This is a genomic window from Exiguobacterium sp. s129, from assembly GCF_018617585.1.
GTDB lineage: Bacteria > Bacillota > Bacilli > Exiguobacteriales > Exiguobacteriaceae > Exiguobacterium > Exiguobacterium aestuarii_A.
In genome coordinates, this window is the sequence record NZ_JACSKL010000001.1 from 213,854 (window position 1) to 225,652 (window position 11,799).

10 protein-coding genes are annotated in these 11,799 nt (G+C 49.1%); 1 reads left to right on the forward strand and 9 read right to left on the reverse strand.

Annotated elements, in window-relative coordinates:
• Positions 1 to 11 precede the first annotated feature (11 nt).
• From KNO92_RS00955 to KNO92_RS00975, 5 genes are all read right to left on the reverse strand, one after another.
• Entirely contained in the window at positions 12 to 821 is an 810-nt protein-coding gene (locus tag KNO92_RS00955; protein WP_214759762.1) for a carbohydrate ABC transporter permease, read from the reverse strand.
• Complete coding sequence (locus KNO92_RS00960; protein ID WP_214759763.1) at positions 818 to 1,723, reverse strand: carbohydrate ABC transporter permease; 906 nt, start codon at positions 1,721 to 1,723, stop codon at positions 818 to 820. Before KNO92_RS00960 ends, KNO92_RS00955 begins: the two co-directional genes overlap by 4 nt.
• The gene (locus KNO92_RS00965) at positions 1,720 to 2,811 is read right to left on the reverse strand and encodes an ABC transporter ATP-binding protein (RefSeq protein WP_214759764.1); all 1,092 of its coding nucleotides are present in this window, start codon (positions 2,809 to 2,811) and stop codon (positions 1,720 to 1,722) included. Before KNO92_RS00965 ends, KNO92_RS00960 begins: the two co-directional genes overlap by 4 nt.
• A complete protein-coding gene (locus KNO92_RS00970) occupies positions 2,808 to 3,395 on the reverse strand; it encodes a glycerol-3-phosphate responsive antiterminator (protein ID WP_214694469.1) in 588 nt (195 codons plus the stop codon). Before KNO92_RS00970 ends, KNO92_RS00965 begins: the two co-directional genes overlap by 4 nt.
• Before the next feature lie 202 nt (positions 3,396 to 3,597).
• Positions 3,598 to 5,079, reverse strand: coding sequence for a cryptochrome/photolyase family protein (locus tag KNO92_RS00975; protein WP_214759765.1), 1,482 nt, complete (start codon positions 5,077 to 5,079; stop codon positions 3,598 to 3,600).
• Positions 5,080 to 5,143: 64 nt separating this feature from the next.
• Between KNO92_RS00975 and KNO92_RS00980 the strand changes: the two genes are divergently transcribed.
• Complete coding sequence (locus KNO92_RS00980; RefSeq protein WP_214759767.1) at positions 5,144 to 5,773, forward strand: class I SAM-dependent methyltransferase; 630 nt, start codon at positions 5,144 to 5,146, stop codon at positions 5,771 to 5,773.
• A gap of 108 nt (positions 5,774 to 5,881) precedes the next feature.
• Here KNO92_RS00980 and KNO92_RS00985 read toward each other — a convergent pair whose 3' ends face one another.
• The 4 genes from KNO92_RS00985 to KNO92_RS01000 all read right to left on the reverse strand — a co-directional run bounded on the left by KNO92_RS00985 (position 5,882) and on the right by KNO92_RS01000 (position 11,798).
• Entirely contained in the window at positions 5,882 to 6,820 is a 939-nt protein-coding gene (locus tag KNO92_RS00985) for a sensor domain-containing diguanylate cyclase (protein ID WP_214759768.1), read from the reverse strand.
• Between the two features lie 107 nt (positions 6,821 to 6,927).
• Positions 6,928 to 10,254, reverse strand: a complete 3,327-nt coding sequence (locus KNO92_RS00990) for an Ig-like domain-containing protein (protein WP_214759769.1) — start codon at positions 10,252 to 10,254, stop codon at positions 6,928 to 6,930.
• Positions 10,255 to 10,412: 158 nt separating this feature from the next.
• Positions 10,413 to 10,691, reverse strand: coding sequence for a hypothetical protein (locus tag KNO92_RS00995; protein WP_012727334.1), 279 nt, complete (start codon positions 10,689 to 10,691; stop codon positions 10,413 to 10,415).
• Positions 10,692 to 10,748: 57 nt separating this feature from the next.
• Positions 10,749 to 11,798, reverse strand: coding sequence for a C45 family autoproteolytic acyltransferase/hydrolase (locus KNO92_RS01000; RefSeq protein WP_214759770.1), 1,050 nt, complete (start codon positions 11,796 to 11,798; stop codon positions 10,749 to 10,751).
• Between the last annotated feature and the right edge of the window lies 1 nt (position 11,799).

An 11,799-nucleotide genomic window follows, 5' to 3' on the forward strand; every position in this document is an offset into this window, starting at 1 on the left:
ATGTCCCCCTATTATTTGATTGCGCCTTGCGTCAATCCTTCTTGTAGATGTTTTTGTCCTGCGAATAACAATAAAAGTGTCGGAATGATAATTAAGACGACCGCCGCCATGACGACACCCCAATCCGAGGCGACCTCGTTCGACTGCATCTGTTTGATTCCGATTTGAACCGTCCGCGCCTGTTCCGTGTTCGTGACGAGGAGCGGCCATAAGTACATGTTCCAAGTCGTCAAAAAGCTATATACCGACAACGTGACGAGCGGTGTCTTCGAGACGGGCAAGACGACGTTCCAGAAGAAGCGGAACCGGCTGATCCCAGCGATTTGAGACGCCTCATACATCTCATATGGAATCGTCTTGAACTGTTGCCGGAGTAAAAACGTCCCAAAAGCGAGTGCAAAGAACGGCACCGATAGCCCCCAGACGGTGTTGAGCCAGCCAAGTGACTGGATTGTCAAAAAGTTCGGCACCATCGTCGCTTCCCATGGGACCATCATCGTCGCGAGGAAAAGCATGAAAATGAGCCCTTTTCCTTTAAAGTCGATGAAGACGAATGCGAATGCCGCGAGACTCGACAAGACGACCTGTCCGACCATCACGAGAAGCGCGACAATCAGACTGTTCACTAAGTAAGTCAGCATCGGGATTCGTTCGAACGCGGCGATATAGTTCTCAAATGACGGGTCGCGTGGGAGCAGATGTCCCTGGAGCACTTCCTTCCCGTCCATCAGACTGATCGAGAACGCATAAGCGATTGGGAACAGCATGACGACGGCGCTCAAAACGAGTAAGACATATACGCCTACATTCCGTAGTCTCATTGGTAATGCACCTTCCTTTCGACCAATTTGAATTGGAGCCATGTCAACAAAAGGACGGCGATAAATAAGAACACGGCTTGTGCACTGGCACTCCCGACGTTGTAGTTGATGAACGCGTCTTTATAAATGGCATAGACGATGACATTCGTCGCATTCGTCGGTCCGCCTTTCGTCAACAAATCAATCTGTCCGAACGTCTGGAAAGCGTTGATGAGCGAGATGATGCCGACGAAAAAGAGCGTCGGCGACAACATCGGGATCGTGATCGCGCGTAACTGTGTCCAATAGCTCGTCCCCGCGATATCCGCACTCTCGTATAGCGTCCGGTCGATGTTTTGCAGACCACCGAGGAGAATCAAAAACGTGAAGCCGATGTTCATCCAGACGGTCGCGAGTGAAACAGACAACAGTGCATATTGCGGGTCAAGAAGCCACTGTACGCCGCTGGCACCGATCGCTTCGAGGAACCGGTTGAAGATCCCGATTGACGGGTTATACATGAACATCCAGATGACCGATGAGGCGGCGACACTCATCCCCATCGTCGCCGAGAAGGCCGTGCGAAAGATGCCGATGCCTTTCAACTTCTCATTGGCGAGGAGCGCGAGACCGAGTGCAATCAGAATCGTCAGCGGGACCGTCAAGAGGACGAATCCGACCGTCGCCTGAATACTTTGCCAAAACGCCGCACTCGTGAACAAATTGCTGTAATGACCGACGCCGACAAATTCGAGTGGCGTCCCTTGTGTGTCCGTCCGAAAGAAACTCAAGTACATCGTCCGGAGGAGCGGATAGACGAGAAAGACACCAAACAAGATGATGGACGGAGACAAGTACAACAGCCCGCTCGCCGCGTCCGACAGTCTCGTGCGGACCTTCTCTCTCGGTAAAGCGACCGTCATTGGAACACCTCCAACGCCTCAAACAGCTTCGGCTGTCGTGGCTCGATGCGTTGCCCATCCGCGTCAAAGAGCGACATCTGTTTCGGTTCCACGTAACACGCCACTTTTTCTCCGACAGTGAGCGGCCATTGCCCTGGCCATTTCGCCAGCCATTCATTGCCACCGACATCGAACGCGAGAATCGTCTCGGTCCCGAGTACTTCGATGTTTTTCAGCTCTGCATAAAACGTCACGTCTTCGCCGGCAGGTTTGATCTGTTCTGGACGTACGCCGAGCGTCGCTTCTGACACTTCTGTCAATGCGTTCGGATGGAATAGGCGTCCGTCTGCTGCCATCCACCCTTTTTCTTGTCGGTTGACCTCGACCAGGTTCATCGGTGGCGACCCGATGAACGAGGCGACGAACGTGTTGGCTGGTTTGTTGTATAGGTCGAGCGGCTTCCCGACTTGTTGCACTTCTCCTTCATTAAGAAGCATGATCCGGTCCGCCATCGTCATCGCCTCGACTTGGTCGTGGGTGACATAGATCATCGTCAGTCCGAGCTTTCGCTGCAACTGGCGAATCTCCGAACGCATTTTTGCCCGCAGTTTTGCGTCCAAGTTCGAGAGCGGCTCATCCATCAGGCAAATCGGTGCCTCCGTCACGATGGCTCGCGCCAACGCGACCCGTTGTCTCTGACCACCAGAGAGTTCGCGCGGCTTCCGTTTCAAATAATCGGTGAGCCCGAGCGTCTCGGCCGCCTGTAGGCAACGCTCACGCTGTTCTAGTTTCGTCAGTCCTTTCGTATGTAGACCGAACGTGATATTTTTCTCGACCGTCATATGTGGATAAAGGGCATAGTTTTGGAAGACCATCGACAAGTGACGCTCGCTCGGCTTCATCCCGTTTGCTGCCACTCCGTCGATGCGGAGCGTCCCGCTCGTGATGGATTCGAGTCCAGCGATCATGCGAAGCATCGTGCTCTTGCCACATCCGGACGGTCCGACGAGTGCGAAGAATTCTCCTGCTTCGATTGTCACGTCGATACCCCGAATGACTTCCGTCTCCCCGAATGATTTGGTCAGTTGTTGTAGTTGAATTGATTTCATACTAATTCCTCCTTCTGACTTTGAACCTGCCAAAGTCGTTCGTCCCCGGTCGAAACCGCGAATGCCCCATGGTCGAGGGCGCGATGCACATCGATCGGTTGACGAATCATCCCACCCGTCACAATCGGGAAAGAGACTTCCTGGGAAATCTTCTCGACGACACTCGGAATCAGACCAGGCATGAGTTCGATCGCGTCCGGTTGCTGCGCTTCGGCGAGTTTGAGTCCGCTCGTGACCGCGTCCGAATCGACAAGAAACAGTCGCTGGACCGTCAACAGCCCTGCCCGTTTCGCGTGCTGAAGCACCGATGCTTTCGTCGTGACAATCCCGTCGGCGCCGACACGTTTGGCGAGATAGTCGATGCCATCCCGGTCGAGGCTGATCCCATTGATCCGCTCGGCGTGGAGGAAGACCGTTCGGTTCTCTCGCTTCAAATGCGCCACATAGCGGTCGAGCGTGCTGAGCGTCCCCATCATGAGGAACGTCGTCGTCACATCCGTCTGTAAAAACGCTTCGATTTGTTTCGGACTCTTGATCGAGGCTATCATCCGTTCTTGCCCAATTCGTGCAATCGCTTCATTCACTTAAATCATCCTTTCATGAAAAAAAGGACCAACAGAAACGACACGTCATGGACGTACGGGCTTCTGTTGGTCTCTCAAAGGTTCTACCGGTAAGTATTCACTTGGAAGTGAGGGGGTCTCACAGCTCTTATCGTAGCGGACGATTGTAAAGCTACCATAAAGGAATCGCTAAGTTTCATGAAGGAAACGTAAAAAAACCGATTCACGGGGAATCGGCCAATGTCTGTTCAGCTTTCGCTAAAATATCTGCTTTTACATCATCATCTCGCCCTTGCCAATTGCGGACCATCATCTTCATCCGCTGATTTTTCGAGAATCTTTCCTCGTGCCGATCGATGAAACGCCAGTAAAGGGCGTTGAACGGACAAGCATCCTCCTCGGTCGTATGTTTCGGGTTATACGGACAGTCTCCACAGTAGTCACTCATCCGGTCAATATATTTTCCGGATGCGACATATGGCTTCGTGGCGAGCTTCCCGCCGTCCGCATGGAGTGCCATCCCGAGCACGTTCGGTAAGACGACCCAATCATAGGCATCGATATACATCTCATTGAACCAGTCGCTCGTTTGCTTCGGTGAGATTTCAAACAACGTCGCGTAGTTTCCAAGCACCATCAGCCGCTGGATGTGATGATTGTGGGCATGGGCCACGACCGGCTTCAGACTTTGATGCAGACAGTTCAAGTCCGTCTTCGCGTCCCAAAAGAAGGACGGTAAGTCGCGTTCATGCTTAAACGTGTTCACCTCTTCATAGCCCGGCATGACGGCGAGGTAGACGGCGCGCATATATTCCCGCCACCCGAGGATTTGGCGAACGAATCCTTCGACCGATGACAAAGGGGCGTCTGCCTGACAAGCCGCCTCGACGACTTCATGTGGCGTCAACAGACCGATGTTGATGGCAGCCGACAACAGGCTGTGTGACATCTCTGGTTCATCCGTCATCATCGCATCTTGATACGGACCGAACGTCTCGAGCCGCTCGTTTACGAATCGATTCAACGCCCGTCTCGCCTCGGTGTGTGTGACCGGCCAGTGAAACGGGGTCACCTTTCCCGGGTGATCAGAAAATGTCGATTCGACCTTTTCGATGACGTCTTTCGTGATGGCGTCCGGTCGAAAATGGATGGCGGACGGAAAGGACAGTCCTTCTTTCGGCGGCTTTCGATTTTCCGCGTCAAATGACCACTTCCCGCCACGCGGCTTCCCGTCTTCGAGCAAGATATCGAACCGTTTCCGCATGTGACGATAAAACCGATCCATCCGCCACGGTTCGTCCCCGAGCGTATCGGTCGCTTCTTCTTTCGATAAGTAGAAGAGCGGGACATCCGTATGTTCGACCAATGTATGTTTCTTGCCGAATTGCTTGAGCTTTTTAGCCATCGGTTCGTCCGTGACGGCGGTGACATGAATCTCGTCCGGCTCGTACTGTTTTAGATGATTGTCCCATGCCTCCTGAAACGAATCCGCTTCATGGTAATCGACGGTGTACCCTTTGTCGCGCAGTTCTTCCGCAAAGTGGCGCATCGCCGAGAAGATGAGGACGAGTTTTTGCTTATGGTACGGACGCCACTTCGCGCGAGACGTCGCCTCGATCATGACGATGACGTCATCTTCCTGTATTTGCTTCAACATCTCGAGTTCATGTGAGAGTTGGTTGCCGAGTATCCAAAATGAACGCATGTTGTTGACTCCTTTGTCTCATCAATATGCTACAATCGAGCTACTTTCGAAGTGAGGTGACAGTATGCTCCCACAAGTGTTTAAAAACTGGGTGGACAGTCAGTACGAAAATCCACGCGGTCCCGTTGGAAAATATATCGGGGAAAAGATGGTGCGCCAACACCGCATCGAAGTCGAGTGGACGATTGAACAGTTACAGATGTATCCAAACGCTATCGTACTCGAACTTGGGTGTGGGGCCGGTGATGCGATGGCGACGATTCTTCAAAAGTGGGAAGATGTGAACGTGATTGGCCTCGATCGCTCGAAGACGCTCATCACTTCTGCCGAGAAACGTAACGCTGCGTCCATCCAAAGGGGACAAGCTCGCTTGATTGAAGGCGATTTTCATCATTTGGCGATGATCGACGCATCCGTCAATCACGTGTTCAGCATCCACACGCTATATTTTTGGGAAGATGTCACGACCGTCCTGTCTGAAATCGAACGCGTCTTGAAACCGAATGGCACATTTGTCATCACGTACTGCGATGGGAAAGGCGATGTGCAGTGGGACGGGATTGCTGACAGGATTCAGAAAGAGTTCATCCCCGAGGCGACGAAATTCGGATTTCAGGACATGTTGGTACGACGAGGTCCCGACTCGCGCGACTATCGTACGGTCGCAGTGATGGGACGCAAACCGCATTCTTAATCAGTACCCGTTTTTCATTCGATTCTTTCACGACAATCTGTTCGGCATGACTGAACATAAAATAATAGGCTAAGCCGATGGTCATCCACTGGCTTAGCCTATTAGCGTTCATCTACAAATTTGATACGTGTTCTTCCCGCTCGCCTTTGATTGATACAGTGCGACATCCGCTTCTTTCAACAATCGACTAAGGTCCGTATCCTCGTCAGGACCATACGGAACGATACCGATACTTGCTGACAATGGAAGATGGGCGTCCCACTCTTTCAAGACAGTTAACATCCGTTCGGCATACTCGATGACTACTTCTTCGGGTAACGCATGTGCGACTTTCACCAGAAATTCATCACCACCTAAGCGATACACCTTCGAATCATGGATCGGCTCCATCAAGCGTTTCAGACGACACGCGACTTCTTTTAAGACGAGGTCCCCTTCGTCATGACCAAACGTGTCATTCACCAATTTGAATCCATCTAAATCGATGAGGAAAAGTGCGCCCCCTTTATTTGGATTCGTCTCAAAGTAGTTATACAAGTAATGCCGATTATAAAGGTCCGTCAGTTCGTCCCGTGAGGCACGACGTTCGAGCTCTAAGTAATAACTGAACATACGCACTACGCGTTTCAGCAAGCGAACACTTTTCGTATCATATTGGGCACTTTTATGATTCGCGACACAAAGCGTACCGAAGATATCACCGTTCTTTGTCAAAATCGGGATTCCTAAATACGATTTAATGTTCACTTCCCTTAGTAACGATTGAAGTCGTGTCGACTCGATTTGTTCTTCGATGTCTTCATACATCAAGACTTCTCGCTGATTAAAATCAATTCGATTGCACACCGTATCCTTCAAATCAAAAGACATTCCTTCTTCAAGCATGATGGGAGAATCTTGTGACGACAGTTTGAGGATATGCTGGGTGTCATCTTCAATTGATGTGAGATAGACCAATTTATCCGGCATAATTTCTTTCGCTAACTCGATCAAGTCAATCGCGAGCTCATCAAAGTTTCGATACATTTGGAACTCATATGAGTGCATATTATCCCCCCAACCTCATTCATATCTTATTATAACGAATTCTGATGATATTTATGTAAAAAAATTACATAAAAATCTCCCGAACGTCACGGTCGGGAGATCCTTCATTATTTTGTGACGACGACGTTAACCCGTTTTGTCGCATAACCGGCGCGCGTCATCTCCACTTTCAACGTACTACCTGCTCGTTGTTTGTTCACATACACTTTAAAGTTACCCTTCGTGTCTACCTTTACGGCTTTCCCCACTTTAGAAGAGCCGTTATATACTTGGATTGTGGCCCCAGGATGTCCAGTTCCCGTCACAGAAGTATGTGTTGTTCGCAGCGGTTTGACCACAAGCGGCTTCATCACATACTTAATCGTTTGTGTCGAAGCAGAAGAGACATTCCCAAACGCATCTTTGGCACGGACAGAGACCACTTTGCCCGGTGTCCATTTTTTGATGGTATAGGTGTATACACCTGAGTTGTTCGCTTTCGTCGTATAGGTGCGACCATTATAGGCAATCAGTACGGTCGCCCCTTTATCTGTTTTTCCCGTGATTTTCGTCGTCACGGCCGATACTTCATTCACCGTCGGCTTCGCCGGTGCCGTATTGTCTTTCGCTTTGAGGGAAACAGACGTTTTTTGACCGAGTTTATGATACGTGAAAAATTGTAATGTCTCCCCTTCTTTATAAGCACGAATCATCGATAGTTTTAACGTCCCCGTGCCATCCACGACCGTTTGACCGAGTTTTGATGCACCGCTCCACACTTCAACTAGCGCATGCGCTTCACCTTTCCCGGTGATGTGTCGGGATGCGTTTTGAAATTTGACGTTCGATACATTTTTTCCTTCATACGGTTTTGTCACCGTTTTCGTCAGTTCATACTTCACTGTCTTATCTGGGTTAATCAGTTTGACCGTCACCGTGGCAGGGAGCGTAATATCGTTCGCCCATGTCACGACGCTTCCCATCTCATTTGGATTATATGTTTTTCCATTCACCGTGAATGTATACTGACGTTGATCCATATGGTCGAGTGGTGAATAAAACCAGATGTATTGTCCACCATCGAGGCGAATGTCTTGAATCTTTTCACCAACCGGTGCAACGTATGCAAACGTACGATTGCCTGCCGCATCCATTGACGTGATTTTTACGTGACCGTAGGAGACCCCATTTTTCGTGAAATAGATCGGATCGGTCGTCTTAATGACGAAATCACCCGTCTTCGAAACGGAGACGACTTTTTCTTTATCACTTCGGTACGTGAACGTGACCTTTGCACCTGGCTCGGTCTTCCCATAAATCATATGTTCGCCCGGCAACACATGCTTTTGCTGCGCCAATTTTGGTCGTGTGATATCCTTTACGGTCACTTTATTTCCCTCTGACCAGTTGCCGGCGCGGTCTTTCGCTTTGATGACCAGATGCGTGACGCCGTCCGTCAATAAATTGGATACAGGGAGTTGGGCAAACTTCGTGTACCCTGAACTATGGACAGGTGACATTAGATTTGGTTTTACAACCCCTTCACGAAGTAACGTTGTACCCTTATAATAAGCAACCGTAAAGTCCTTCACATACTCATTCGCATGCACATCAATCTGTTTACTCGTGTCTGAGAGAACCTCATACACTTGAAGGATCGGAACCATACTGTCTTCAATCGTATACGAGAAACGTTGGTCGGCTTTTCCAGTTACTTTGACGAGAAGTTCGAACGAATTTGTCTTCTCTACGTTGACTGGAAACTCAAATCGTCCTGTGCCATCGGCGATGATGTCTTTCGTAATTCCTTTGGAAAATTGTAAGATCGCTCCAGGTTCAGTTGTCCCTTTTAATACTTTGGAATGGTTCGTCAACTTTTCGATGATTGGTTGTTGAATTGCATCGAACGTTCCTTCCACCCACTCCGAAACACGACCATCCGACAATACTGTCCGTGTCATGAAACGATCATTCACTTCAAGTGGGACAATCGGGTTGGTGAGTGGTGTCTTTTCGACAAGAGATTGTCCATTCGCCTTCTCGATTTTCGTTTCAAATGAAATCGTCTGTCCCGGATAATGGAAGGCCGGTAGACTCAACACGAGACGATTCGACTCAAGCTTGATGTTCGGTTTTGGGATGATGCGGTTATCTTCCGCCCGTACTTCCAATAATGGATTATTTGAGTAGTTGTATTCATCGACATAGTTGACCATGAATGAGACACCATACAGTTTCGGCAAATCGAACACAATATTCCCGTCCACGTCACTCGTTTCTCGGAAACGGACTTGTGCATAACCTGCCCGTGGGTCTTGATACGTGAGCACGAACGTTTGATTCGGTGTCGCTTTCGCAATCAACTTCGCTTCCTCTAAATCAAACGATGTCTTTTCAAAAGAAATCGTCCGAATATCTCGCTTCACCTTCACTTCTTTCGTGAAAAGCGTCTCTTTGTCTTTCTTAATGGTGAGTGTGCGAATCGACTGATCATTCAACTCATAACCACAGTCAAAATAACCGTTCTCATAGCTAGTCGTGCAATACGCGTCATCGAGTTCAATCGTCGCTCCCGGGACTGTGATGCCTGTTAGCTGTGTAAATGATTCTTTGATGATAAGAAGCGGATTTTCCGTCGTCGGTTGAAACGCGGGCATCTCAAACGTCTTTCCGTTCACGATTGATTTATCTACAAAATGAGAAAGTTGGACCGTGTACGTTTGTTTCTCATAAGCACGTGACTCCCATCCCGTAAACGGAAAATCAAATTTTCCTTTCGCATCAGCGCGTCCGGTCCGCACTTCAAAGTATCCAATTTTCACGTGCACTTCCGCATAAGGAAGAGTTGTTCCTGAAACACGTAATGTTTCATGTGGCGGGGCATCTAACGTCAATTCTGCCGGACTTTGAGATGCTTGATATGTTTTAATCGGGGTTGACGCCTTCTCTGGGCTACTGACGTATACGCTTACCGTTTCTGACGTATTTTTAGGAATGCGTAACTCACCTTTTGCTTCTTTTACACGCCCTTCATATGTCGCATGAATCGTATGGGTTGGATGTGTGACAAATACAAATTCATTGTTAATGAGGCCAAGTAATGTTGCATCAATCGGAGCCACAGGATTCGATGGTGTGACCACTTCTCGCTCAATGACACGAATCAATTGATCAAAGCCATTCGTCTCTCGTTGATAGACTGCGACTTTCCCCACAAGTGGTTCTTCAAATGTATGTGTGTATGTAGAGTTAGCATCACTGACGAGTTTGATAACCTTTTCATTCGCCACAATCGTGACAGGTTGATTCGGTCGATCCGTCGTCCCCTCTACTGTTTTTGGATTAGAAGTCGTCGTACTCACGGTAGCTGCTTTCGTCTCATGAATCGGGAACATCGATCCGATAAGCATACATACAATGAGTAGCGATATGCTTTTTTTCATTGTTGCAAACATCATATTGTCTCCTTTTGGTAAAATTTGATTAAACAATAAAAAATATAGCATGATTTCCAATATTCTAGTCTATGTTTTTTTAAACAAGGTCAATAAAAAGAGCCCTCTATTTTTAGAGTGACTCCTTCCGAACTGATACGTGTTGTATCTACTCTCACTTATCCCCGACTCTTCCGCGTCAACGTCAATCCACCAAATCCACTGATGACGGCAATGTAAAATCCTAAATCGTAAAACCAACCGGTATTGTTCACTTCATACACCCGATACGTGTCATTGAATAACCCTAAAATGAGTGAGATTGGTGCAATCCACCCGTGCCAGATCCCCCAGAAAAAGCCTGCCGGGTCCGTCGTGTACGTCCCGTCGCCGGGCACACATCCACCGAGTAGCGTCACAAGTGTCAGCATAATGAGTATGATACCAAATCGTTTCATCTTTCATCCCTCCTGTTATGTGTATTCCCGTTTCTACAAAAAAAGCACTGACAAACGTCAGCGCCAAAGTTGGACCGTATTCGCAAACTCGATATCGGTCGCCAGTTCACCGTCAAGCGCATGCAAGTCAAAGTCTTCCCCGTCGAGCCATTTTTGGAAGTCGAAGATGACCGGGTCACGGTCCCCGCCGAGCGCAAACCATGTCTCGAGCGTTTCAGGGAAATAGGCCGCTGTATGAATCGTCCCCGCCCAGCTTTTGTACAGTTCCGAGAAGACGCCCTTGTCGGTGTCGTTCATGAGACGGAACGCACTCTCCGCGTCTTGAATCAAATGTTGTACTACTTTGATTTCCATCATGCGACGCGTGGAATCGTCCAGATGGTAGCGATTCTCGTGTTGCAGTAACTCGAAATGATTCGTACATATATTCGATTCCCGCACCTGGATATCCCGCGGTGTCGCCTCAATCACGCGTGTCTTCGACGACTTGTCATGGACGACGTACGTGAAGGAACCGCGATGCGGAATCTCTTTTAATAAGTCGACTGCTTCCTCCACGGTCGCGCACGTCTCGAGAATGATGCGCCCAATCATCTGGCAGACAAATCCGTCTCCCGGTCGACGACGGTTAATGAAGTTGTACCCCATCGCGAGACCCTTTTCATTCATCCCGTCCATGCGGCCCGTGACACGAGAGACCGGTCCGATGACAGCGTACCCGTCGTCGGGTTGAAACACGTTGTAGCGTCCATCGTACGTCATCGGATGATAGTCATAGTTTCGCACGAGGAAGTTGTCTCCTGTCAGAATCGAACACCCGCTGATCGGATTATTAACACGGAAATGTCCGAAATGGAGCAGTGTATCATTGAGAGACAGTTTGAGCTCGTCTTGAAGCCCAATCAACTCTTCCCAAATCTTCGGAGTAACTGCATCAAAAGCAGCCTTCGCCTCCGTCGCGTCAATCTCAAATCGGGGCACACGTAGCTTCCATTGGTCCGTCCGGTTTTCGAGCAGTTGACTGCGTTTTATATATTGTCCTTGAAATCGACCGAAGTCGTAATGACTTCCGCGAAATTGTGTCAGTTCACTAGAGCATTGTTGCATG

Coding starts and splice junctions, on each gene's coding strand:
- KNO92_RS00955 (WP_214759762.1), bottom strand. CDS start 821: ATGAGACTACGGAATGTAGGCGTATATGTCTTACTCGTTTTGAGCGCC.
- KNO92_RS00960 (WP_214759763.1), bottom strand. CDS start 1,723: ATGACGGTCGCTTTACCGAGAGAGAAGGTCCGCACGAGACTGTCGGAC.
- KNO92_RS00965 (WP_214759764.1), bottom strand. CDS start 2,811: ATGAAATCAATTCAACTACAACAACTGACCAAATCATTCGGGGAGACG.
- KNO92_RS00975 (WP_214759765.1), bottom strand. CDS start 5,079: ATGCGTTCATTTTGGATACTCGGCAACCAACTCTCACATGAACTCGAG.
- KNO92_RS00980 (WP_214759767.1), top strand. CDS start 5,144: ATGCTCCCACAAGTGTTTAAAAACTGGGTGGACAGTCAGTACGAAAAT.
- KNO92_RS00985 (WP_214759768.1), bottom strand. CDS start 6,820: ATGCACTCATATGAGTTCCAAATGTATCGAAACTTTGATGAGCTCGCG.
- KNO92_RS00990 (WP_214759769.1), bottom strand. CDS start 10,254: ATGTTTGCAACAATGAAAAAAAGCATATCGCTACTCATTGTATGTATG.
- KNO92_RS00995 (WP_012727334.1), bottom strand. CDS start 10,691: ATGAAACGATTTGGTATCATACTCATTATGCTGACACTTGTGACGCTA.
- KNO92_RS01000 (WP_214759770.1), bottom strand. CDS start 11,798: ATGCAACAATGCTCTAGTGAACTGACACAATTTCGCGGAAGTCATTAC.